This window comes from Pseudomonas sp. BNK-44-b (assembly GCF_047456245.1).
Lineage (GTDB): Bacteria > Pseudomonadota > Gammaproteobacteria > Pseudomonadales > Pseudomonadaceae > Aquipseudomonas > Aquipseudomonas machongensis.
In genome coordinates, this window is record NZ_CP179908.1 from 4,167,826 (window position 1) to 4,191,643 (window position 23,818).

At 64.8% G+C, this 23,818-nt stretch carries 20 protein-coding genes; 6 read left to right on the plus strand and 14 right to left on the minus strand.

The features are described from left to right. Nucleotides 1-26: 26 nt before the first annotated feature. The 4 genes from ACMGGG_RS19150 to ACMGGG_RS19165 all read right to left on the minus strand — a co-directional run bounded on the left by ACMGGG_RS19150 (nucleotide 27) and on the right by ACMGGG_RS19165 (nucleotide 5,126). Nucleotides 27-1,475: an efflux transporter outer membrane subunit gene (locus ACMGGG_RS19150; RefSeq protein WP_414154221.1), complete on the minus strand. Its 1,449-nt coding sequence runs from the start codon at nucleotides 1,473-1,475 to the stop codon at nucleotides 27-29. After that, entirely contained in the window at nucleotides 1,472-2,533 is a 1,062-nt protein-coding gene (locus tag ACMGGG_RS19155) for an HlyD family secretion protein (RefSeq protein ID WP_063546044.1), read from the minus strand. The genes ACMGGG_RS19150 and ACMGGG_RS19155 overlap by 4 nt, the downstream gene beginning before the upstream one ends. Before the next feature lie 23 nt (nucleotides 2,534-2,556). After that, entirely contained in the window at nucleotides 2,557-4,098 is a 1,542-nt protein-coding gene (locus ACMGGG_RS19160) for an MFS transporter (protein WP_054894903.1), read from the minus strand. 122 nt (nucleotides 4,099-4,220) lie between these two features. Next, nucleotides 4,221-5,126 (minus strand): LysR family transcriptional regulator, encoded by a 906-nt coding sequence (locus ACMGGG_RS19165; protein WP_065864143.1) that lies wholly within the window; start codon nucleotides 5,124-5,126, stop codon nucleotides 4,221-4,223. Between the two features lie 274 nt (nucleotides 5,127-5,400). Between ACMGGG_RS19165 and ACMGGG_RS19170 the strand changes: the two genes are divergently transcribed. Beyond that, the gene (locus ACMGGG_RS19170; RefSeq protein WP_054894901.1) at nucleotides 5,401-5,847 is read left to right on the plus strand and encodes a universal stress protein; all 447 of its coding nucleotides are present in this window, start codon (nucleotides 5,401-5,403) and stop codon (nucleotides 5,845-5,847) included. Nucleotides 5,848-5,850: 3 nt separating this feature from the next. Here the strand turns inward: ACMGGG_RS19170 and ACMGGG_RS19175 are convergent, their stop codons facing one another. The 4 genes from ACMGGG_RS19175 to ACMGGG_RS19190 are packed head-to-tail and all read right to left on the minus strand — an operon-like array spanning nucleotide 5,851 to nucleotide 10,582. Beyond that, nucleotides 5,851-6,711: an efflux RND transporter periplasmic adaptor subunit gene (locus ACMGGG_RS19175; protein ID WP_414154222.1), complete on the minus strand. Its 861-nt coding sequence runs from the start codon at nucleotides 6,709-6,711 to the stop codon at nucleotides 5,851-5,853. A 10-nt stretch (nucleotides 6,712-6,721) separates the two neighbouring features. Then, on the minus strand, nucleotides 6,722-6,922 hold the full coding sequence (locus ACMGGG_RS19180) for a DUF1656 domain-containing protein (RefSeq protein ID WP_054894899.1): 201 nt from the start codon (nucleotides 6,920-6,922) through the stop codon (nucleotides 6,722-6,724). Beyond that, nucleotides 6,912-9,068: an FUSC family protein gene (locus ACMGGG_RS19185; RefSeq protein ID WP_063546868.1), complete on the minus strand. Its 2,157-nt coding sequence runs from the start codon at nucleotides 9,066-9,068 to the stop codon at nucleotides 6,912-6,914. Before ACMGGG_RS19185 ends, ACMGGG_RS19180 begins: the two co-directional genes overlap by 11 nt. Beyond that, complete coding sequence (locus ACMGGG_RS19190) at nucleotides 9,068-10,582, minus strand: efflux transporter outer membrane subunit (protein ID WP_414154223.1); 1,515 nt, start codon at nucleotides 10,580-10,582, stop codon at nucleotides 9,068-9,070. Before ACMGGG_RS19190 ends, ACMGGG_RS19185 begins: the two co-directional genes overlap by 1 nt. 180 nt (nucleotides 10,583-10,762) lie before the next feature. Here ACMGGG_RS19190 and ACMGGG_RS19195 point away from each other — a divergent pair, with 180 nt between their 5' ends. After that, the gene (locus tag ACMGGG_RS19195) at nucleotides 10,763-11,710 is read left to right on the plus strand and encodes a LysR family transcriptional regulator (protein ID WP_054894897.1); all 948 of its coding nucleotides are present in this window, start codon (nucleotides 10,763-10,765) and stop codon (nucleotides 11,708-11,710) included. Between the two features lie 114 nt (nucleotides 11,711-11,824). Beyond that, entirely contained in the window at nucleotides 11,825-12,799 is a 975-nt protein-coding gene (locus ACMGGG_RS19200) for a 2-hydroxyacid dehydrogenase (protein WP_054894896.1), read from the plus strand. 70 nt (nucleotides 12,800-12,869) lie between these two features. Here the strand turns inward: ACMGGG_RS19200 and ACMGGG_RS19205 are convergent, their stop codons facing one another. From ACMGGG_RS19205 to ACMGGG_RS19220, 4 genes are all read right to left on the minus strand, one after another. Next, a complete protein-coding gene (locus ACMGGG_RS19205; RefSeq protein ID WP_063546050.1) occupies nucleotides 12,870-13,808 on the minus strand; it encodes a glycosyltransferase family 2 protein in 939 nt (312 codons plus the stop codon). Continuing rightward, nucleotides 13,805-14,191, minus strand: a complete 387-nt coding sequence (locus ACMGGG_RS19210; RefSeq protein ID WP_367613733.1) for a GtrA family protein — start codon at nucleotides 14,189-14,191, stop codon at nucleotides 13,805-13,807. Before ACMGGG_RS19210 ends, ACMGGG_RS19205 begins: the two co-directional genes overlap by 4 nt. Beyond that, on the minus strand, nucleotides 14,188-15,699 hold the full coding sequence (locus ACMGGG_RS19215) for a glucosyltransferase domain-containing protein (RefSeq protein WP_414154224.1): 1,512 nt from the start codon (nucleotides 15,697-15,699) through the stop codon (nucleotides 14,188-14,190). Before ACMGGG_RS19215 ends, ACMGGG_RS19210 begins: the two co-directional genes overlap by 4 nt. An 84-nt stretch (nucleotides 15,700-15,783) precedes the next feature. Then, nucleotides 15,784-16,689, minus strand: coding sequence for a DMT family transporter (locus ACMGGG_RS19220; protein WP_125931463.1), 906 nt, complete (start codon nucleotides 16,687-16,689; stop codon nucleotides 15,784-15,786). A 196-nt stretch (nucleotides 16,690-16,885) separates the two neighbouring features. On the opposite strand from ACMGGG_RS19220, the gene ACMGGG_RS19225 reads away from it, so the two are divergent. Together ACMGGG_RS19225 and ACMGGG_RS19230 are read left to right on the plus strand one after the other, a co-directional pair. Next, nucleotides 16,886-17,779, plus strand: coding sequence for a helix-turn-helix domain-containing protein (locus ACMGGG_RS19225; protein WP_414154225.1), 894 nt, complete (start codon nucleotides 16,886-16,888; stop codon nucleotides 17,777-17,779). Nucleotides 17,780-17,889: 110 nt separating this feature from the next. Beyond that, entirely contained in the window at nucleotides 17,890-18,339 is a 450-nt protein-coding gene (locus ACMGGG_RS19230) for a hypothetical protein (RefSeq protein WP_197892290.1), read from the plus strand. A 60-nt stretch (nucleotides 18,340-18,399) separates the two neighbouring features. Here the strand turns inward: ACMGGG_RS19230 and ACMGGG_RS19235 are convergent, their stop codons facing one another. Together ACMGGG_RS19235 and ACMGGG_RS19240 are read right to left on the minus strand one after the other, a co-directional pair. Further along, nucleotides 18,400-20,793, minus strand: coding sequence for a TonB-dependent siderophore receptor (locus tag ACMGGG_RS19235; RefSeq protein ID WP_414154226.1), 2,394 nt, complete (start codon nucleotides 20,791-20,793; stop codon nucleotides 18,400-18,402). Nucleotides 20,794-20,998: 205 nt separating this feature from the next. Continuing rightward, a complete protein-coding gene (locus ACMGGG_RS19240; protein ID WP_054892572.1) occupies nucleotides 20,999-22,582 on the minus strand; it encodes a peptide chain release factor 3 in 1,584 nt (527 codons plus the stop codon). 510 nt (nucleotides 22,583-23,092) lie between these two features. Between ACMGGG_RS19240 and ACMGGG_RS19245 the strand changes: the two genes are divergently transcribed. Beyond that, nucleotides 23,093-23,806, plus strand: coding sequence for an ABC transporter permease (locus ACMGGG_RS19245; protein WP_414154227.1), 714 nt, complete (start codon nucleotides 23,093-23,095; stop codon nucleotides 23,804-23,806). Nucleotides 23,807-23,818 lie beyond the last annotated feature (12 nt).

The following is a 23,818-nucleotide window of genomic DNA, read 5'->3' on the forward strand; positions in this document are numbered from 1 at the left end:
CAAGCCCGCGAAGAATCCCCCCCGTCTCAAACCTTGTCGAACGCCTGCCAGCCGCCCCCAAGCGCCTTGTACAGCCCCACCAGCGCCTGCGATACGGCCGCCGAGCTGTCGATCCACTGCTCTTCGCTGGCCAACAGTGCCGACTGCACGGTCAGCACGTTGAGAAAGTCCACCGCCCCTTCCACGTACTGCCGCTGCGCCGTTTCCAGGGCAATGCGGTTCTGCCGCACCGCCTCGGCCAAATGGTCACGGCGCAGTTGGCTGGCGTTGTACAAGCGCAGCACATCGTCGATCTCGTGCCAGGCACCCAGCACCACCTTGCGGTAGTTCAGCGCCGCCTCCTGCTGCTGCGCCTCACGCAACTGGAGCGTGCCTTTCAGGCGGCCGCCTTCGAAGATCGGCAACGACAACTGCGGCCCGAAGGCGAAGCGCCGCGAATCCCAGTTGCCGAAATCAGCCAGCTGCATCGATTGGAAGCCGGCACTCCCGGACAAGCGGATGCTGGGATAGAAATCCGCCTTGGCCACGCCGATGCTCGCGGTGGCGGCATGCAGGCGGGCTTCTGCCTGGCGGATATCCGGGCGGCGCTCGGCCAGTTGCGAAGGCACGCCGATGGCGAACTTCTGCTCCGGCGCCGGCAACGCGCCAACGTCCAGCAACGTGGTCTGCAGGCTGCGTGGCGGCTCGGCCGCCAGCAGGCTCAGGGCATTGATCAGGTCATCGCGACGCGCCTGCAAGGTTGGCAGGCGCGCTTCGATGGACGCCACCTGAGCATTGGCCTGGGCCACGTCGAGGCGAGTGGCGACACCCTCGGCCTGGCGGTCCTCGGACAGCTTCAGGCTGTGCCGGGCAACCTTCAGGTTATCCTCGGTGACCTGCAGGGTATGCTGCACCGCGCGCAACTGAATGTAGTCACCCGCAGTCTCGGCGAGCAGCGCCAGCAGCACGCCATTGCGGTCATTCTCGGCCACCTCGACACTGGCATCGGCCGCCTCGACCTGGCGCCGCACCCGCCCCCAGAAGTCCAGCTCCCAACCCGCTACAAGATCGCCCTGCCACAGGTTGAAGGCCGACTTGCCCGCCTTGCCAGATGGGTCGCTCAGCCCTTCGGCGCTGTTGCGCGCACGGCTGTAGCCAGCGTTGACATCCACCGACGGCAGCTCGTCGGCTGCGACGGTACTGCGCAGCGCCCGGCTCTGCAGCAGGCGTGCGCTGGCGATCTGCAGATCGAGGTTGCGCGCTGCGACCTGCTCGATCAGCGCACTCAGGCGCGGGTCATGAAAGCTGTCCCACCAGCGCAGTTGCAGGGGCTCTGCCACAGGCTGGCTCGCCGCCTGCTCGCCCTCCAGGGCGTTCCACTGCTGCGGCGCCTGGCTGTCGGGGCGCTGGAAATCCGGGCCGAGGGTGCAGCCGGCCAACAGCGCGGCGAGCAGCACTGTGGAAGCGGCTGCCGCAATCGCTGGATGGGCTTTCATCGCGCAGTCACCTCTTTGCCAGCCAGGGTGTCGCCCTGGGTATCGATGGTCGCCTCCACCGACATGCCTACGCGAAGACGCTCGAGCAAAGGCTGCCCATCATCGAAGACGATCCTCACCGGAATCCGCTGCACCACCTTGGTGAAGTTGCCGGTCGCGTTGTCCGGCTTCACCGCGGCGAAGGTGACGCCGGTGGCCGGCGCGATGCTCTCGACATGCCCGTGCAGGGTCTCGCCGGAGAAGGTATCGACACTGATGCGCACCGGCTGGCCGGGCTGCACATGGGTCAGTTGGGTTTCCTGGAAGTTGCCGACCACATAGGCCTGTTGCAGTGGCACCACCGACAGCAGCCGCGCGCCTGGATTGACGTAGGCGCCAACACGCAGCGCGCGTTCGCCGACCATGCCGTCCACCGGCGCGGTGATGCGGGTGTAGGAGAGGTCCAGCTCGGCTTTTTCCACGCCGGCTTCGGCGCGCTTGAGTTGGCCATCGGCACTGGCGACCTGGGCTTGGAGGATGTCCACCTGCTTGCGCGTGGCCACCAGCGCCGCCTGGGTGTTGGCCAGCCGCGCGCGGGCCTGGTCGACGCGGCTGCGCGCCTGCTGGGCGTTCTGCACGGTGCCGGCGCCCTGCTCTGCCAGGCGGCTGTAGCGCGTCACTTCATGGTCGGCGAAACCGGCCTCGGCCTGCGCCGCCTTGACCGCGGCCTCGGCCTGGGCGATCAGCGCCGCCTGGCGCTCGAGGGTGGCGCGGGCATCGATGGCCTGCGCCTTGGCCACCAGCAGTTGGGCCTGGGCGGCATCCAGTGCGGCCTGGTAGTCGCGGGCGTCGATGGTCGCCAGCAACTGGCCGGCCTTGACCTGCTGGTTGTCCTCGACCAGCACCTGCTTGATGAAGCCTGCTACCTTCGGCGCGACCACGGTGTAGTCGGCGGTGACGTAGGCGTCGTTGGTGCTCTGGCGGTGGTCGCTGCCGAACATCCAGGGGCCGACGATGGCGGCGAGGACGGCCACGGCGAGTACCGAGCCGATGAAAACTGTCTTGCGTGCTTGGGTCATGTCATTTGTCTCGAACTACAGGGTCAGGCCACCGCACGGGGCGGATAGACCCGGGTAGGCACAAAGGGAATCAGGCAGATCAGGGCCACGGCGATGCAGGCCATCACCAGGTAAAGGTCGGCCGAGGTCAGTACCAGGGCCTGTTCGTGAAGGCGCCTGGCCAGGTTCGCCGCGCCATCGTCCAGCAGTGGCGCATTGCCCAGGCTGTCGACCAGATGGTTGGAATGAAAATGCCTGCGCAGGGTGCCCAGGGCATCGAGCAGGCCGGTGGCGATCACTGCCGCCAGGCCCTTCACGGTGTTGAACCAGGCGGACGCGAACGGGCCTTCCTGCGGGGTCATGCCGTTGGTCGAAAGCATCAGCAGTGGCAGCACCGCCATCGGCTGGCCGAACACCTGCAGCAGGTAGTACGGGTAGAAATCACCGCGGATCCATTCGCTGGTGAGCAGGCTGCTGCCCACGCACGAGGCCGCCAGCATCGCCAGCCCGCTCGCCAGTACCCAGCGGCAGTCCACCGCGCGGATATTGCACAGCGCTGCGGTGAGCGGCAGCGCGATCAGTTGCGGCATGGCCACCAGCATCATCAGCGGGCTGGTCTGCGCCGGGCGATACCCCTGGATCTGCGCCAGGTACGCCGAAGGAATGCTACCTACGCCGGAAAGCACGACCAGCACGCCGGCCAGGGTCACCAGGGCGAAGCTCAGGTTGCGCCGCGACAACATGCGCAACTGGAAGAACGGCAAGGGCTCGGACCATTCGTTGTACATGAACAGCACCAGCAGCAGCAGGCCACCGCCCAGCAACCAGCAGATCAGCGGCGAATCGAACCAGCCCCAACGATCGCCCAGCGACAGGCCCAGCACGATGCTGCTGATGGCCGGCAAACCCAGCAGCACGCCGCGCCAGTCGAACTGCCGGAAGCGTTCCAGGCGCAGCGGGTCCTGCGGCAGGCCCCAACCGACGCAGAAGATCGCCAGTGCCGAGGGCAGGATGATCTGCCAGAACGCCCACTGCCAGCCGACATATTCGGTCCACAGGCCCGCCAGTGGCGTGCCGAGGTTGGGCCCGAACGTGGCAGTCAGGGCGTAGCAGGCCAGGCCATAGACCTTGATGTTCGGCGGCAGGAAGCGCAGCGCCACGCTCATCAGCATCGGCGGCAATGCCCCCGAGGCAAAGCCCTGGAGCACCCGCAGCAGCATCAGGCTATGCAGGTTGGGGGCCAAGGGCTGGACCAGGCCCAGCACGGCGAACAGGCCAATGGCGGTCATGGTGAAGCGGCGCAGCGAGAAGGTGGTGGCCAGCCAAGGTGCGAAGGCCATGGCCGAAACCGATGCAGCGGCATACACCGCCACCAGCCAGGCCCCCTCGTCGGCACCGATGCCCATGGCGCCGCGGATATCGGCCAGGGAAATCTTCGTCACCGCCTCGTTGAGCCCGGCGCAAAGCACCGCCAGCAACACACCGAACAACCCCACCACCACGCGCAGGCCGAATGGCGTTTGCGCGGGCGCAGCAGCCACCGGGGCGGCAGCGAGTGCAGCGGCGGGTGCGCTCAGGGAACTCATTTCTAGACATCTCCAGCAACATTTTTCAGCTGTGGGAAGTCTAGGGGTGGGCAATGCTTACGAAAACTGACTTGTTGGCAGTTTTATATTGCGCCAGACGCAATCCGCTTTCGGTGGTGGCCTCAAGGCTCGGTCCCGCAACACGCCTTCAGCGTGCGCCGCAGCCACCGATGCGCCGGGTCATTGTCGAACCGTGGATGCCAGGCCTGCATCACCCGCACCTTCTCCAACTCCACCGGAATCTCGAAGGAGCGCAGCGGCAGCCCGAACTTCAGCACATTGCCGAGGATATTCGCCGGCATCGGCAGGATGAGGTCGGAATCCGGCAGGGAGAACATCGCCGAGTGGAAGCTCGGGGTGATCAGCGACACCCGCCGCTGCAATTTGTAGTTGCTCAGCTCCACGTCGATCGGCCCGTTGGCCCGCCCGCGCCGCGACACGCTGATCTGTGGATAGCGAGCGAAGCGCTCGGGGGTGATCGGCGCGTCGAAGATCGGATGGTCGTCCCGCGCCAGGCCCACGAAGTGTGTATCGAACAGATGCTGCACCTTGATCTCCGGCCCCAGTTCGATGCTCGAACTCACCACCAGGTCGATCTGCCCGTGGCGCAGCACGAGGTCGTCATCGCCATGGGCTTCCGGCACGAAACGCAGCACCGTGCGCGGTGCCTCGGCCAGCATCATGTGCAGCAGGCGCGCGCCATACAGGGCGACGAACAGGTCGTTGGTGCGGATGTTGAAAGCGCGCTCCAGGTTCGGCAGGTCGACGTCCTCGCCGCTGTTGAACACCAGCCCGGCCTGCTCGACCAGCGCCCGCACCTGGTCACGCAGGGCCAGCGCGCGGGGTGTCGGCACCAGGCCGCGCCCGGCGCGCACCAGAATCGGGTCGCCCAGCGCGTCGCGGATGCGCCCCAGTGTGCGGCTCATCGCCGCTGGGCTCAGGTTCATGCGCTGCGCAGCGCCCACCACACTGCCCTCGTCGAGCAGGGCATCGAGGGCGACAAGCAGGTTCATGTCCGGGAGTTGCATGGCCGGTTTCCGTGGCGAGTGTGGGAAACGCGATGGTAGCAGGTCGCACGATTGCGTCTGGTGCAATAACGCCGTGCGTGGGGGGCCATTTATCCAGGTTGGGGGAAGGTTCGAGAATGGTGGGGTTCTTTTCGCGGGCAAGCCCGCTCCCACAAGGATTTAGCTGGCTGTCAAATTTGAACCTGACAGTTGCTCTCACATGGCAACCAGTGGGAGCGGGCTTGCCCGCGAAAAGATCGACACCGCTCACCCGCCCTGACACAAGGCCCCGCCAATGCCCATCCTCATCGCCATCGACGCCTCCCCCGCCAGCGCCCCCCTGATCGACCTCGCCCGCCGCTACTGCCGCCCCGGCGAACATCCATTGCAGGTACTGCTGGCCATCGACCCGACCTTCGCCGTGCACGAGCGCCCGGCGTCCTATACCGAGCAGGAACTGGAGGAATACCCCGCCGCCTGCGAGGAGCAGCAACTGGCCGAACGCGCCCTGCAACAAGCCGTGGCCACGCTGCGCGAAGCGGGTTTCCAATGCCAGGGTTGCATGGTCGCTGCGCAACCGGTCGAGGCCATCGTCGACAAGACCCGGGAACTGGGCTGCGAGCTGATCATCATGGGCCACCGGCACCTGTCGCGCCTCGGCAGGCTGCTGGACCCGTCGATCAGCAGCAAGGTGATCGACCGGGTACAGGTGCCAGTGCTGGTCTGCCCGGCAGGCGAGTGACCCTCACGCCCCGCCTGGCCTGACCACCACCGTGCAGGTCGTGCCAGCGGCCAGCAGGTAGCCTTCGGGCACTTCATCGATATGAATCCGCACCGGCACCCGCTGCGCCAGGCGCACCCAGTTGAAGGTCGGGTTCACATCGGCGACCAGCTCGCGGCTCTGCGGGTTGTCGCGGTCATAGATGCCGCGGGCAATGCTCTCGACATGCCCCTTGAGCAACTCGCCGCTCATCATCTGCAGCTCGGCCTGGTCCCCCACCTTCACATGCGGCAGCTTGGTCTCCTCGAAGAAGCCGTACACCCAGAACGAATGCTCGTCCACCACCGCCATCACCGCCTCGCCGGTGCGGGCGTAATCGCCCTTGTGGATGTTCAGGTTGGTGACGTAGCCGTCGACCGTGGCAACGATCTCGGTGCGCTTGAGGTTCAGCTCGGCCGCTCCCAGTTGTGCCTGGGCCTGCTGATAATCGGCCAGGGCGGCGTTGGCGATATTGCTGGCGTCGTCGCGGTTCTCCTTGGAGATGACCAGGTTGTCCAGGTCGGCACGGCGCCGTGCGTTGACCTTGCGCATCTCCCAGGTGGACTTGCGCGAAGCGACCAGCGCCCGGGCCTGCTCCACGGCCAGGCGATAGTGCTCGGGGTCGATGCGGATCAGCACATCGCCCTTCTTCACCTGCTGGTTGTCACGCACCGGCACGTCCACCACATAGCCCGGCACATCGGCCGCGACGTTGATGATGTCGGCGCGCACGCGACCGTCGCGGGTCCAGGGCGTGGTCATGTAGTGCAGCCACAATTGGCGGCCGATCACCACGGCAGCGGTCAGCACCAGCAGGGTGGCGAGGAGGCTGAAGAACTTTTTCATCGAAGGTTTCTCACCAGTAGACAGACAGCGCCAGTGCGCCGAACAGGCAGACGAACAGGGACAGGCGCAGCAGCGCCGGGTGCCAGAAGAAGCGATAGCCGTCGTGGCTGGCGATGAAGCGGTCCAGGCCCCAGGCCAGGCCTGCAGCGAACAGGAACATCAGGGTCATGGTGGGCATGTACACGCCATGGAAGGCGATCTCACGGGGCATGGTGCAATCCTTTGGCCGGGGCCAGGGGTGACTGGGGGTCGAGCAGCGAGGTGCGGATGAAGTGCAGGTAGCTCTGCGCGCGGCGCAGCACCGACGTGTCGAAGTGCCGGGCGAAGGGTTCGTCGGTGGCCTGCACGCGGCTGATGGCGTGGTCGACCGCCACCAGCGCGCGCTCGTGGTTGCTGGCGTTGGGCTGCAGGAACAGCCGCGCCAGGGCGCGCCCCATCACCCTGATCGCTTGGCGCCAGGGCTGCGATTCGGCATAGGCCGGGTGCACCGGGGCATTGGCCTGCTCCTTGCGCAGTTCGATCACGGCGTGACCGACTTCCGATACCACGAACATCCAGCCCATCAGCTCGGCCTGCACCTGCGGCTTGCCGGCCGCCAGGCCATAGGCCTGGTGCAGCAGGTCACGAGTGCGACTCTCGAACGCCGAGCCCAGGCCACGCAGGCGCCCACCGATGGCGAACAGCACCTGTTCGCGCAGGTCCTGCTCCAGGCGGCTCCATAGCCAACGGCTGTTCGGCGGCAGGATGATCGCCCCGGCCGCAGCGCAGACCAGCATGCCGATGATCATGCCGATGTAATCGTTGATGAAGGCATACGGGTCGTAGACCGTGAGGTTGTTGGGCACCGAACCGATGGCGAAGAACACCAGCAAGCCCACGCCATAACCGGCATAGGCCGGACGCGACGAGAGGAACGCACCGAGCACGAACACCGGCGCCAGCACCATGCACAGCAGGGCGAAACCATCGATCCAGGGGAATACGAAGAAGGTCTCGAAGAAACCGATGAACGCGCCGAGCAGGGTGCCGCACGCCATCTGGAACGACATGCGCCTGGGGTTGGGCGAGGCTGCCGAAAGGCCGGCGGTGACCGTGGCGATCAGCGTCATCATGGCGCCGCTGGGCCAGTCGCTGAGCAGCCAGTAGCTGCCCAGCAGCAACAGCACCGCGGCGCCACGCACGCCGGCGGCCAGCGACACCAGCCAGCTGGTCTGTGCCACATAGGGCTCGTCCCACTGCTCGCGTTCGTGGTTGTGCGCGGCCAGTGAGGCATGGGTCTGGGCGTAGCTGTAGAGGTCGTCGACCAGGCGGTAGAGCAGCTCGTAGGTGGTGTGGAAGTCCAGTAGGTCGGCGTCGCTGGGGCCGGTCTCCAGGTACGCCGCACGCAGCCCGCGCACCTGCGCCTGGAGGCCATCCTTGTAGGCTGCCAGTTCCAGGGTCAGGCGTAGCGCATCGGCATCGGTCAGGGCTCGCCCGACGTAGGGCTCGAGCAATTGCGCCAGGGTATGCAGGCCCGGCTCGATGGCGCCGACGATCTGCGCCGGGCCGCGTGCACGCAGGCGTTCGAGCAAACGGTGCAAGGCGTTGAAACGGGTGGTGATGGCCATGAATTCGCTGTTCATGCGCACCAGGCGACCGGAGCGCCTGCGCATGTGCGGGTCTTCGAAGGCGGTGACGTTGCGCAGGCTTTCCAGCCCCACCGCCTCGGCGATGAAACGCACGTTGCACGACTCGAACAGCGCACGCTGGCTGTTGCCGCGCAGGGCCTCGACCACCACCCCGGCAAACACGCCGAAGCGCTGGTACAAGGCATTGCGCATGGCGGCGCTGGCCGATTGCGGCAGGATCGCGGCACTGACCAGGGTCGAGACGAGAATCCCCAGAGAGATCTCCAGCACCCGCCATACCGCGGCCATGAACGCCTGGTCAGGGTGCTGGAGCACCGGCAGGCCGATCATCGCCGCGGTGTAACCGGCCAGCACGAAGCCATAGGCGCGGAAGGTGCGATAGCGCATGGCCCCTGCCGAGCACAGGCCGACCCACAGCGCCAGGCTGGGCAGGAACAGCTCGGTGTTCTGCGGGAAGATCGCAATCAGCGCGACCATCATCGCCGAGCCGGCCAGGGTGCCGAGCATCCGGTAGAAACTCTTGGCGAACACATGCCCGCTCTGCGGCTGCATGACGATGAACACGGTGATCATCGCCGTGCGCGGCTGCGGCAGCTCCAGACGCATGGCCAGCCAGAGGGTGAGGAACGCCGCAGCGAGCACCTTGAAGATGTAGACCCAGGTCACCCCGTCGGTGCGCGCCCAGGCAAAGAAGCCCCGGCGCCATTCCAGGTTGGACAGCCAACGCATCATTGCCCGCGTCCCGAGGCAATCAGGGCCGGCGCTTTCGGCACCGCCTGATGCCCTTCATCCGGCACGTCGCTGCCCGCACCCAGACCTCCGCCCAACGCCGTGACCAGCTCGGCATGCACACTCAAGCGCGCAGCCTGGACCTGCTGCTGGATCTGCTGCTGGCGAAACAGCAGGGTCTGCGCATTGAGCACGTTCAGGTAGTCGGTCAGCCCGCGCTGGAAGGCAACCGTGGCGATGTCGTAAGTCTTCTGCGCGGCGGCGACCGATTCGGCCGCGAAGTGTGCCTGCTGCGCCATCGACTCGCGACGGATCAACTGGTCGGAAATCCCCTTCAACGCCCCGACCACTGTTTCGTTGTAATGGGCAACAGCCATGTCGTAGCCGGCCGAAGCTTCACCCAACTGCGCGCGCAGACGCCCGCCATCGAAGATCGGCAAGCTGATGGCAGGCCCGACGTTGTAGTTGAACTTGCGGCCGGTGAGAAACTCCAGCGGCCCGCCACCGGTGGCCATGAAACCAAGGCCGCCGACCAGGTCGACATTGGGGAAGAAGCCTGCGTGGGCGACCTCGATGCCGCGGGCCTGGGCTGCCACCTGCCAGCGGCTGGCGACCACGTCGGGGCGCTGGCCGACCAGCTCGGCGGGCAATGCCGAGGGCAAGGACAGCGGCGCCGCGAGCGTCAGTGTCGGGCGCTGCAGGCTGGCCCCCTCGCCCGGCCCCTTGCCGGCCAGTGCCGCCAATTGATTGCGCGTCAGGGCGATTTCTTCATCGAGGCTGTCGAGCTGCCGATGGGTGTCCGGCAACGGCGCTTCGGCCTGACTGACGTCCAGATGGGTGCCGATCCCGGCTTCGAGGCGCCGCCTGGCCAACGCGAGGATCTGTTCCTGCTGCTCCAGCTCGGCCTGGACGATGTCGCGCTGGGCGAAATGCAGGCTCAGCTGGATGTAGGTGCGCACCACGTTGTCGTGCAATTCGAGCTGGGCCTGGCGGGCTTCGGCGGCGCGCATGTGCGCCTGGTCCAGCGCCTGCTCAGTGGCGTTGCGTTCACGGCCCCACAGGTCGAGGGCGTAGCTCAGGCCAATGGCGGCGTTGTTGTCCCAGGTATTGGCGCCGGACAGGGCGCCGGGGCCGTAGAACTGGTCCTCCGGCCAGTTGTGGCGCTTGAGGGTCGCCTCGCCATTGGCCTGGAGGCGTTCCGCCGACTCGACCACACCAGCCAGGGCCCTGGCCTGGCGCACCCGCGCCGCGGCCATGGCCAGGCTCGGGCTACCGGCAACCGCGAGGTCCATCCAGCGATCGAGCTGGGGATCACCATAGGCGCGCCACCATTGCTGCGCGGGCCAATGGGCGTCGCGGTCGGCTTCGCGGATGGCAGTGTCGGTGGCGAGTTGGTTGACTTGCAGCGTCTTGCTTTGCGGGGCGATGCCCCAGGTTCCGATACAGCCGCTCAAGGACAGGCTAAGGGCACAGGCACTGAGCGCTCGAAGCGCTCCGATGTTGCGACGCGGCACAGCTGCGATTTCCCGAGGAAGAGGTGAAGGGGCCGGGCAATTCTAGGGGCGGGTTTCATTGGCGATAAGCGCATATTCCTGCGAATCTTTGTTACCAAAACAGCGATAATCCGGCTTTGGTCGGACGTTCTTTTTCGTCACTTCATGTCACAATTTTGTCCTCTAGATCGAGAGTGACCCATGGACACCCTGCAAAACATGCGTGCTTTCAGTTGTGTAGCCCAGCTCGGCAGCTTCACCGCTGCCGCTGCGCAGCTGGATACGACCACCGCCAACGTGTCGCGAGCGGTCTCCAACCTGGAAGCCCATCTGCAAACCCGCTTGCTCAATCGCACCACACGGCGCATCGCCCTGACCGAAGCGGGCAAGCGCTACCTGATGCGCTGCGAACAGATCCTGACCTTCGTCGAGGAGGCCGAAGCCGAGGCCAGCGATGCCCACGCGCGCCCGGCCGGGCAGCTCAAAGTGCATTCGATGACCGGCGTCGGCCAGCATTTCGTGGTCGATGCCATCGCCCGCTACCGCGAAACGCACCCAGACGTCACATTCGACCTGACCATGGCCAACCGCGTGCCCGACCTGCTCGACGAGGGCTACGACGTGTCCATCGTGCTGGCCAGCGAGCTACCGGATTCGGGGTTCGTCTCCCAGCGCCTGGGTATCACCTACAGCATCGTCTGCGCCTCGCCCGACTACATTGCTCGCCACGGCATCGCACACAAGCCTGCCGACCTGCTCAAGCACCAGTGCCTGCGCATGGTCAGCCCGGTGATTCCGCTGGAAAAATGGTTGTTCGACGGCCCGGAAGGCCAGGAGATGGTCAACATCACCAGCTCGCCGTTCCAGGTGAACTCCGCCGACGCGATGAAGACCGCGATCCGCAGTGGCATGGGGGTGGGCGTGCTGCCGATCTACTCTGCCATCGACGGCCTGCGCGACGGCAGCCTGGTGCGGGTGATGCCCGACTATCGCCTGCAGGAGCTGAACCTGTACGCGATCTACCCGTCGCGCCAGTACCTGGATGCCAAGATCAAGACCTGGGTCGAGTATCTGCGCAACTCGCTGCCGGAAATCCTGGCGGCGCATGAAGCGGACCTGAAGACCCATGAATTGCTGATCGCCACCTGAAAAAGCTGCTGCATTGGAGGTGGGGACAATGGTAGGTTGCTAACCAATCGTTGATTCGCGGCGGCCTTTTCGCAAGGCCGCCATCGTCCCACCGCCTTGCAGAGAAGTAGCCCGATGAAAAAGACCGTCCTGGCCTTCAGCCGTATCACCCCGGCCATGGCCGAGCGCCTGCAGCACGACTTCAACGTGATCCTGCCCAATCCCAAGCTGGGCGACATCAATGCCCAGTTCAACGAAGCGCTGCCCGAGGCCCACGGTCTGATCGGCGTCGGCCGCAAGCTCGGCCGCGCGCAGCTCGAAGGTGCCGGCAAGCTGGAGGTGGTGTCGAGCGTGTCGGTCGGCTACGACAACTACGACCTGGACTACTTCAACGAACGCGGCATCGCCCTGACCAACACTCCCGACGTGCTCACCGAAAGCACCGCCGACCTGGGCTTCTCGCTGATCATGGGCTGTGCCCGCCGTACCGCCGAGCTGGACGCCTGGACCAAGGCCGGCAATTGGCAGGCAACCGTAGGCCCGGCACATTTCGGTAGCGACGTGCACGGCAAGACCCTCGGTATCGTCGGCATGGGCAACATCGGCGCCGCCGTGGCACGCCGTGGTCGCCTGGGCTTCAACATGTCGATCCTGTATGCCGGCAACAGCCGCAAGAGCGCGCTGGAGCAGGAACTGGGCGCGCAGTTCCGCAGCCTGGAGCAGTTGCTGGCCGAGTCCGATTTCGTCTGCATCGTGGTGCCGTTGTCCGATGCCACCCGCAAGCTGATCGGCGCCCGTGAGCTGAAGCTGATGAAGCCGAGCGCCTTCCTGATCAACATCGCCCGCGGGCCGGTGGTGGACGAGGCGGCGCTGGTCGAGGCGCTGCAAGCTGGCACCATCCGTGGCGCAGGGCTGGATGTGTACGAGAAGGAGCCGCTGGCCGATTCTCCGCTGTTCAAGCTGCCCAACGCGCTCACCCTGCCGCACATCGGCTCGGCGACTGCCGAGACCCGCGATGCCATGGCCAACCGGGCAATGGAGAACCTGCGCGCAGCGTTGCTGGGCGAGCGACCACGGGACCTGGTGAATCCGCAGGTGTGGAAGGGCTGAGCCTGGCCGCTGACTGTACCGGCCTCTTCGCGGGCAAGCCCGCGAAGAGGCCAGCACCCATCCAACAGGCTCACCGCGGCTGGCGCCGCCTACCCAGCACCTTGCGCACCACATACCGCGGCCGGTGCTTGGTCTCCTGGTAGATCCGCCCGACATACTCGCCCAGTATCCCGATCCCGATCAGCTGCACCCCGCCCAGGAACAGGATCGCCGACAGCAACGACGGATACCCCGGCAGGTCGATCCCCCAGAGCACCTTCTGCACGATCAGGTACACCGCGAATACCAGCGCGAACAGCGACACCCCCGCGCCGATGTAGGTCCACAACCGCAACGGCACGGTACTGAACGAGGTGATGCCGTCCAGCGCCAGGTTCCAAAGCCGCCACAGGCCGAACTTGCTCTCCCCCGCCACCCGCGGCGGGCGGTCGTACTCGATGATCTCGGTGCGAAATCCTACCCACGACAACACGCCCTTCATGAACAACTGCTGCTCCGGCAACTGGCGGATCGCGGCGACCACCTTGCGGTCGAGCAGCCGAAAATCACCGACGTTCTCTTCGATATGAGTGGAGGCGATACGGTTGTGCAGCCGGTAATAAAGGCGCGCACTCCAGCGCTTGAGCGGGGTGTCGGCATCGCGGCTGCGACGCTTGGCCAGGACCACGTCGGCGCCCTGCTGCCAACGCTCGACCATCTGCGCGATCAGTTCGATGGGGTCCTGCAAGTCGACATCGATCGGCACCATGGCATCGCCATCGGCATATTCGAGCCCGGCGAACAGCGCCGACTCCTTGCCGAAGTTGCGCGAGAAGTTGATCACCGTGACCCATTCATCGCGTAGCGCAAGCTCGGCGCAGATCGCCTCGGTCTCGTCGCTGCTGCCGTCATTGACGAACAGGATCTCCACCGTCATGCCCTGCAGCGACGGCTCGGCACGCACGGTGCGGTAGAAGTGTTCGAGGGTGTCCTGCTCGTTGTACACCGGCACGATGAGGGTGATGTTCATGGCGTCCTCCGTCTGAAGACCACACTGCGCGAGTAGCTGTAACCCGCTACAAGGCTGACCATGGAAAAGATCACGAGGGTCAGCCAGGGTGACAGGCGCGCCCAGTCGGAAAGCGCACCCACCGCCACACTCACTATCCCCATGCCCAGCAGGAACAGCAAGTAGCGCCGCTTGCTGGGCCTGGCCGCGAAGGTGTAGCGGGCGTTGACGTAGTACGACAGGCTCGCCGCAACGGCAAACGCCAGCAGGTTGCTTGGCGCCTGGCGCAACCCCAGCAGCAGGTGCAGCAGGAAGAACACCGACCCGTGCACCAGGGTGTTGCCCAACCCGACCAGCACATAGCGCCGCATCTGGTCCAACAGCCCGCCCGCACCGGCGTTCAAGGCAACGTCCAGGGTTTGGGCTGCGGCTTGGTCACCACATAACCCTGGTCGCCGATGAGGTAGATGCTGTACAGGCGGTTGTCCACTACCGGTGTGCCGCCGCGGGCCAGCAGGTCATCGGCGCGCCAGGTCGGTGCCGGGCTCTGGTTGGCGGTGCTGTTGATATAGAACTGGCCGATACCGACGCGCGCCATCATCTCCGGCAAGAGTACGAAGTCCGAACTGCGGATGAATTTGAGCAACGGTGCCCGGGCCTGCGCGCCAGAGGCCGCAGGCAACCAACCATCGGCCTGGTTGCGTTCGAGCAGGTAGAAGGCGCGGGCCTTGTCCAGGGCGGGGTGGCTGAGGATGTCCTGACCGATGTACTGACCGATCGCCGCGAACTGCGCCTTCTGCGCCTCCAGCAGACGGCCATGGGCGTAGGCCAGCGCCAGCATCGACAACAGCGGCAGGCAGAGAATCAGCGCACGATCAGGCGCGCGGTCACCCAGCCCGCGCCTGGCCAGGTAGAGCAGTAGCACCAGCACGCAGGCAAAGCCCATCAGGGTGCGTGCGCCATGAATGAAATAGTCGAATGCCAGCATCACGCCGCTGGTCATCACCACCAGCACCAGCACCGCCAGCAGCAGGCCGGCGACGCGCACGAGCAGGCCTGGCAGGCCGTGCTGCCGATGGATACCTCGACCATCGCGCCACAGCCCAGCGGCGGCCAGCAGCGCCAGCCCCACCGCCAGGACCAGGTTGCCGGGCGTCAGCAGCAGGGCGACATGCTCGAACGCCGTGCCCAGGCGCGTTATCACTTCGCCTGGCAGCGCAGCATCCACTGCCAGCATGGTCAAACGCTGCTCGGACATCCACGGCATCGCCACCAACAGATACACCAGCGCGCCCAACAGCATCTGCACCACACGCAAGGTCACCACCTTGCCCAGCCGGGCCAGCGGATCGCCGCGCAACAGGCCGCGCACCGCGTCGATGCAACACAAGCCGATGAATACATTCAGCGTCACCTGGTAGAAACCCAGGCCGCAGGCAATCAAGACGGTGCCGGCGAACAACCGGCGTGGATCGAGGCTCACCGCCAGGATCATCGCCGCCAGACCCAGTGCCATGGCGGGCCCGTCGTACTGGTATGACAGGTTCTGCAGGAAGAACGGGCTGTACCACAGCGGCAACACCACGAGCAGGTCGGTCGGGCGCGGCTGGCCGAAGTAGTGAATGGCCAGGCGCGCCAGGGCATAGGCCGCCACTGGCAGGCTCAACAGCAGCGGCAAGGGGAACAGGTTGATCGCCCCGCCGGCGAAGCTCAGCCCTGCATGCAGCCACTGGGTGAGCAGGCGCCCTTCGGCGGTCCAGTTCCCCGTGGCGGTCTGCGCGCGCCAGACATCGTCGAGGTACATCGAGTCGGCGAGAATCAGCGGCAGCACATGCAGGGCAAGTGCGAGCAGGCAGAGCAGATGCGCCTGGCGCGGTGTCAGGGGGCGGTTCCACGGCTGGGCTGTCGGCATGGCCTACCTTGCAGGATCAAGGGGTTTGGCCAAGTGTAGACAGCGCAGCGCCAGCGTCTTCTGCAACGGTGTCGGGCACAGGCCTCACTTCATGGCCAACGCTGCCTGGGTGGCCTTGGCAACCCGGGGCTTGCGAAACACCAGCACATTACCGGCCATCACGGCGACCAGCCCCAGCAATGCCGGTGCCGTCCACTGATAGCCTTCGGCGAATGCCGACACGTTCAGCGCTACCAGCGGGAACAGCACCGTGCAATACGCCGCCCGCTCCGGGCCCATGCGCCCGACGAGGGTAAGGTAGGCGGTAAAGCCAATCACTGAACCTGGAATCACCAGGTACAGCAGCGAACCGATATAGCGGGTGTTCCACTCCATGGCGAAGGGCACGCCATTGACCAGGCAATACAACCCCAGCAGGGTCGCACCGTACACCATCCCCCAGGCGTTGGTGGTCATCGGCTTGAGGCCCGCCTTCTGTTGCAGGCTGGAAAGCATGTTGCCGGCCGAGAAGCACAGGGTACCCAGCAACGCGAGGCCCAGGCCGACCAGGGTTTCACGGCTGGCGGCGTGTCCGGACAGCTCGGGCCAGAACAGCAGGCCCAACCCCAGCAAGCCCATGGCGCCACCGCCCAGCACGTTGGCGGCGATCTTCTGGCCGAAGAAGATCCGCGCGTTGAGCGCGTTCCACAGGGTCGCGGTGGAGAACACCACGGCGATCAGGCCGCTGGCGATCCACTGGCTGGCGGTGAGGAAGCACATGAAGTTGACACAGAACAGGCAAAGCCCCTGGGCCAGGCAGATCAGGTGCCCACGCCGATTCATCGGTTGCAGGCGACGGGTCAGCAGCAGGATCGCGAACAGGATCAGACCTGCCAGGGCAAAGCGGTAGACGATCGATACCGGGATCTCGACCACACCCAATTGCAGCTTCAGGGCGATCCAGGTGGTGCCCCAGATCAGGACGGTAAGCAAATAGAGCGACAGGTTCATGGGCGGGGTCCTTGGGTCTGGCGGCGGTCTGCGGAAGCGGCGGTGACAGCGGGCTTGCCCGCGAAGAACCCACCGCCGCTCACGAAGTCTGTTCCCCTCGCCCCGCCCCGCGCTTGCACAAACTTGCGCTTTTCCGTCGGCAACCACTCCCCTTGCGCTCGCGCCGCAGTACGATAGCCCTCCAGAGGAATCGCCCATGCCGCCACTTCATCAGTTGCAAGTCTTCAACGCCATGCACAGCTCGCCCAACGCCCGCCTGGAAGCCAGCGCGCAAATGGGCGAGGGCCTGGCCGCAGCCCTGTGGCGCAACCGTGACGATGCGCGTGACTACCTCGCCCCCAGCCACCATACCCTGTCGTGCTACATCGCCGACGGCACCGGCACCTTCCGCCGCCAGCGCCCGGGCGACAAGGGCGCGCCGAACAAACTGTGCATCATGCCCGCCGGCCACGAGTCCAACTGGGTGGTCAACGGCAACATCCGCCTGGCGCACCTGTACATCAGCGAAGAACAGTTCGCCCTCGGCTGCATTCGCCTGCTCGACCGCGAGCCACGGGAAATGCAGCTGCACGAAGCCACCTTCCTCGACGACCCACAGCAGGCCCTGCGCTTTCACCAACTGATCGGGCTTGACTGGAACGAACCTGCCGAGCGCCTGCTGGCCAGCAGCCTGGCCCACGCCATCATCGACCATGCCGTGCTGGGCCAGGCCGGCCTGCGCCAGGGGCTACGGCTCAAGGGCGGGCTGGCGCCGCACCAGCGTCGGCATCTGGTGGACTACATCGAGGCCAATCTCGACCAGCCGCTTTCACTGAACGAACTGGCGCTGCGCTGCAATCTGTCCGAATACCACTTCGCCCGAATGTTCCGCGCAAGCTTCGGCCTGCCGCCACACCAGTACCTGCTGGCGCGCCGACTGCACCAGGCGTGCCGGTTGCTGCGCCAGGGCGACCTGCCGCTGGGGCAGGTGGCATTGCTGTGCGGGTTTGCCAGTGCCAGCCATTTCAGCAATCGCTTCAGGCAGGCGATGGGCGCAACGCCCGGGGAGTATCGTGCTGCGTTGGGCAGAATAGAACTTGCGAGCCGATAAACCTTCGCCTGGGTACCTGATAATTCTGCTAGTTGTGGGCTCCTGATCATGTGTCTAGTTTCAGCAGGCACCTATCGCCCTTCACTGAAACTATCGCCCAGGAGAAAACAATGGAAAAAATCACAGAACTACCCGACAAATCTTATGGTTCATCTGCGCCGGATACATCGCAGGAACCTTACTTTAATCTGAGGTGGTATGGCTTCGAGAGCGAACATACCTCCGAGACCTCGAATGCCAAGATTGATTATGAGTTCTTCGCAGGCTTCACTCAGATCATAGCGCGTATGGCCCTCTCGCTTGACCGGGTCGTTCTGAATGTTCCCAATGGTTCCAAAGATGGGAGTTACCCTTTTGTCACCATGGATGAACATCAAGGCGGGAAAGTCGGCATCATCCCCGGAATCATCCTGGGAGGAACCGCCCTCCGTTCAATAAAAGGTGTTGTCGATCTGAACAACATCGACGGAAGGTGCATCGTCAGCTTCTCTGGAACGGCAGACGGGTTCATCCTCAGAAAAGGGTATTTCAACTTCCCTTACCCGCGTGAACCACGTTGATGACTGAGTATATTGAAAGCACTCTAGTTCGCCATTGAAGTAGAGTGCTGCTGACTTGCCTCAGAACTCCAACGTACTCGATACACTCACCTGCCGTGCGTCGCCAATAGCCACGAAGTACCGGTTCACCGCCGAGCTGTAGTACACCTTGTCGAACAGGTTCTTCACGTTCAACTGCAAACGCACCTTGTGCGCATCCAGCTTGGTCTCGTAGCTGGCGAAGGCGTCGGCCACGGTGTAGGCCGGCAGGTCGAAATCGTTGGTCGGGTTACCTGCCCGCTCACCGACATAACGCGCACCGGCTCCCAAACGTAGACGATCACCACCGAACAGGCTGCCGTAGTCGTACACCGCCGACAGCGAGCCGGTATGGCGCGCCACGTTCTGCAGGCGATTACCCTTGAGGGCCGGGTCCTTGGTCACTTCGGCGTCGGTGAAGGCATAGCTGCCGATCAGGCTCCAGCGTTCGCTGAGCTGGCCGCTCAGGTCCAGTTCGACGCCACGCGAGCTGACTTCGCCAGCATTGCTGTACAGGGTTTCGCCGGTGCGGGTGTCGAAGTTGGCCACCAGGACATTGCGCTTGGTGATGTCGAACAGCGCCAGGGTGCCGGTGATCTGCCCGGGAATGTCGAGCTTGGCCCCCAGTTCCCAGGCCTTGCCCTCCTCCGGGGCGATGGAGGAATCGAGCACCAGCCCGCCGCTCAGCGGGGCGATGCTGGAGTTGGGCTTGAACGACTCGCTGTAGCTGCCATAGAACGACAGTTGCTCGTCGACCTTGTAGACCAGCCCGGCATGCGGGGTCCAGGCGCGGTCGCTGGTGTCGGTGTTGGTGGTGAAGGGTCGGCCGCGACCGGCGAGCTGGTCGTACTGTTGCAGGCGCACACCGGCCACGGCGATCCAGTGCTCGTCCAGGTGCACGGCGTCCTGGAAAAACAGCGAGTCGGTGCGCAGCTTGTCGGTCTGGTCGCTGTCGCTGGCACGCACGGTGCTGCCTTCAGGCTCCTGGCCGTAGACCGGGTTGAGGTAGCTGAAGGTCGAACGGCTGGCCTGGCGGATCAGGTCGGCGCGGTAGACCTTGCGGTCTTCATGGTCGAAGCCCAGCAGCAGGTCATGTTGCATCCCGCCCAGTTGCACATTGCCGTTCAGGCTCAGGGTGGCGAACTGGTCGCGGCTCATGGCGCCGTGGGTGCCGTCGATGCTGCGGGTCAGGGTGCCACGGGCCTCGTTGACGCCGGTCACCCGCACCTGGCTGGCGTCGTAGGTTTCACGGTTGAAGCTGTAGCCGAAGTGCAGTTTCCAGTCGTCCGCCAACTGGTGATCGACTTCAAGGCGATACAGGTCCGAGCGGCCTTCCATGTCGTTGAACGGCTCGTCCAGGCGGCGAGTGGCCGGGATATCCAGCGGGTGATTGGTGCGGTTGCTGATCGCCGTGCCACGGTCGAACGGATACAGGAACTCGCGGTGCTCATAGGCCAGCAGCACCTGGGTGTCCTCGCCAAACCAGGCCAGCGACGGCGCCACCAGCGACTCGCGGTGCACGCCGTAGTTGCGCCAGTAGTCTTCATCTTCATGATCGACGATCAAGCGATACGCCAGGTTGCTGTCGCCCAGTGCACCGGTGCTGTCGAAACTGCCACCGCTGCCATTCTTGCCGCTGCCGTAGGTCGAGCCGCGCAGGGTCAGGGCGTTGTATTGCTCGAGCTGCGGGCGCTTGCTGACCACGTTGATGACCCCGCCCGGATCCTGGATACCGTACAGCAGCGACGCCGGCCCCTTGAGCACTTCAACGCGTTCGGTGGTGGCGTTGAGGCTGCGACCCTGCACGATCGGCATGCCGTCGCGCATGATCGAACCGTCGCGGTTGTCGCCAAAGCCGCGCTTCATCACCGTGTCGGAGGTGCCGCCAAAGTTGTTGCCCTGGGTGATACCGCTGACGTTGGCCAGGGCATCATCGAGGTTGCGCGGCGCCTGGTCGCGCAACACCTGGGCCGGAACCACGTTGATGGCGTGGGGCGTTTCCAGGTTCGTTCCCTGGCCGCGCATGATCGAGGGGCTGGCCGGTGGCTGGTAGCTGAAGCTGTCCATCTGCGAGGTCACGGTGGTGGCCTGCAGGTTCAAGGCGCCGGACGTGTCGAGAGGTTCCAGGGTCAGGGTGCGCGCATCGACGCGGCGCCAGGCCAGCCCGGATTGGCCAAGCAGTTGCTGCAAGGCCTGCTCGGCGCTGAACGAGCCGTTGAGCGCTGGCGCCTGCTGGCTGGGGAGCTCGAAGGTGTACACCACGCTTTGCCCGGTAGTGCGGCTGAAGGCGTTGAGGGCCTGGGCCAGTGGTTGGCCGGGCTGGGCGAAGGTATACACCTGAACCTGCTCGGCGGCGCGAGCCAGGGGTGTCAGCGCCACTGCGGACAGGGCGCAGAGACCAAACCAGAGAGGGACGCAACGCGGGGTGAACTTCATGGACGCTGACCTGTGAGAGACCGGATTTATTGCGAATGAATCGCACTTTCACTCACTACACGGATGCCGCGCCGGGTTACCTCACCCCCCCGTGAAAAAAAATTGCGCACACCACCCCCGATAACGGCAAAAGGCCGCTTCCGGGTATCACGCGCCCATCGGCGCATTACCCGGAAGCGGCCTTGTGCCGCAATCCTGCAGGGGATCAGTGGTGTTCGCGGGTCGCGCGGAACTGCACGTCAGGCCAGCGCTCTTCCATCAGCGACAGGTTGACCCGGGTCGGTGCCAGATAGGTCAGGTGGCCACCGCCATCGATGGCGAGGTTCTCCATGGCCTTGTTCTGGAATTCCTCGAGTTTCTTCTTGTCGTCGCAGGCAATCCAGCGTGCCGACCAGACGGTGATCGGCTCGTAGGCACACTCGACCTTGTACTCTTCCTTCAGGCGGCTGGCGACCACATCGAACTGCAGCACACCGACCGCACCAAGGATGATGTCGTTGCTGCGCTCGGGGAAGAACACCTGGGTCGCCCCCTCCTCGGCCAACTGCTGCAGACCCTGGCGCAGCTGCTTGGATTTCAGCGGGTCCTTCAGGCGCACACGACGGAACAGTTCCGGGGCGAAGTGCGGGATACCGGTGAAGCCCAGCGCTTCGCCTTCGCTGAAGGTGTCGCCGATCTGGATCGTGCCGTGGTTGTGCAGGCCGATGATGTCGCCGGCATATGCCTCTTCGAGCTGTTCACGCTCGGAAGAGAAGAAGGTCAGCGCATCGCCGATGCGCAGGTCCTTGCCCAGGCGCACATGGCGCATCTTCATGCCCTTCTCGTACTTGCCCGAGCAGATACGCATGAAGGCGATACGGTCGCGGTGCTTGGGGTCCATGTTCGCCTGGATCTTGAACACGAAACCGGTGAACTTCTCCTCCACCGGTTCCACCGTGCGCTCGTGCGCCACGCGTGCCAGCGGGCGCGGTGCCCAGTCGACGACGGCATCGAGCACATGGTCGACACCGAAGTTGCCCAGAGCGGTCCCGAAGAACACAGGCGTGAGCTGGCCGTTGATGAACTCGTCCTGGTTGAACTCGTGGCAGGCGCCCTGCACCAGCTCCAGTTGCTCGACGAAGCCATCGTACTGGTCGCCCAGATGGGCGCGGGCCTCATCGGAATCCAGCTTCTGGATGATCTTGGCTTCAGTGCGCTCGTGGCCGTGGCCCGGGGTGTAGACGATGATGTAGTCACCGGTGAGGTGGTACACGCCCTTGAAGTCGCGGTAGCAACCGATCGGCCAGGTGATCGGCGCGGCCTTGATCTTCAGTACCGCTTCGATTTCGTCGAGCAGTTCGATCGGGTCGCGGATGTCACGGTCGAGTTTGTTGATAAAGCTGACGATGGGCGTGTCGCGCAGGCGGCACACGTCCATCAGGGCGATGGTACGCGGCTCTACACCCTTACCGCCGTCCAGCACCATCAGCGCCGAGTCCACGGCGGTCAGGGTACGGTAGGTATCTTCGGAGAAGTCTTCGTGGCCGGGGGTGTCGAGCAGGTTGATCATGTGCTCGCGGTAGGGGAACTGCATCACCGAGGTGGTGATGGAGATGCCGCGCTGCTTCTCCATTTCCATCCAGTCGGAGGTGGCATGGCGGTCGGACTTGCGCGACTTCACGGTCCCCGCGACGGAGATTGCCTTGCCCATCAGCAGGAGCTTCTCGGTGATGGTGGTCTTACCGGCGTCGGGGTGGGAAATGATTGCGAAAGTGCGGCGCTTCGCGACTTCGGCGGCCTGGTTGGTCATGGGAAATCGCCTGACTGGGGATCGAAAAATGGGGCGATATCATACCTGAACTCGGGCTTGGACCAAAGCCGGCTGCACGAGTGATTGCAGAACCGGCCTCTTCGCGTGGCACGCCCGCGCCTACCAGTTGGCGATGCCCTGCGAAGAGGCCTGCCCAGTCACTATAAATTCGTGGCATCGCCCAAAAGCCCTCCACCTTAGTGTTTTCAACGCCTGCAGCGCGACAAATCGCATTTTTCACGCGCCTTTATCCTGCTTAGCCAGTGATTAACACTGGCCAAATGCCGCCTCAGATGGGAACCTTTACGCCCTCGGAGACGTCCACTCCCCTGCAACCCGTTTCGGTTCAGGGCTGGTTTCACCAGCATTCACGAGCCTGACGGGGCTCGACTCATGGCATGAACGCACTGCCTCGCAGGCGTCACGCTGCTACTCGCGAACACACCACCCGCCTCCCGCACGGGCCGGCTACGAAGAAGTGTGTCCGCCGACGACATAAGGAGTCCACCTGTGGCGAAACGCTACGGAAAAGGGCTGATGGGATGGGCCTGCGTGCTCGTCATCCTGGCCCTGCTGATCCACTGGATCGACACTGACACGATCGCGCGTTACCGCGACGATCTTGGGTTCTACCTGCAAGCGCACCTGGTACTGGTGTTGGCTTCGATGGCGGCGGCGCTGGCCGTGGGCATCCCCGCCGGCATTGCGCTCAGTCGACCGCACCGGGTCGACAAAGCCGAGCGCTTCATGCAGTTCTTCAACGTTGGCAACACCATTCCCCCCCTGGCCGTTCTGGCCATTGCCCTGAGCATTCTGGGCATCGGCGCAGGCCCTGCGATCTTCGCGCTGTTCCTCGCCTCCCTGCTGCCCATCGTGCGCAACACCTACGAGGGCCTGAAAAACGTCCCCGCCTCGCTCAAGGAAGCCGCCACCGGCATCGGCATGACCCCGCGCCAGCAACTCTGGCAGGTGGAGCTGCCCAACGCCGTGCCGATCATCGTCGGCGGCGTGCGCGTGGCCCTGGCGTTGAATGTGGGCACCGCACCACTGGCGTTTCTGATCGGCGCCAACAGCCTTGGCAGCCTGATCTTCCCCGGCATCGCCCTGAACAACCAGCCACAGCTGCTGCTGGGCGCCGCCTGCACGGCGCTCCTGGCCCTGGTACTGGATGCCCTGGTGAGCTTCTCCAGCAAGCGCTGGCTGGAACGCGGCCTGGCCGGATAACAAGAGGGAACC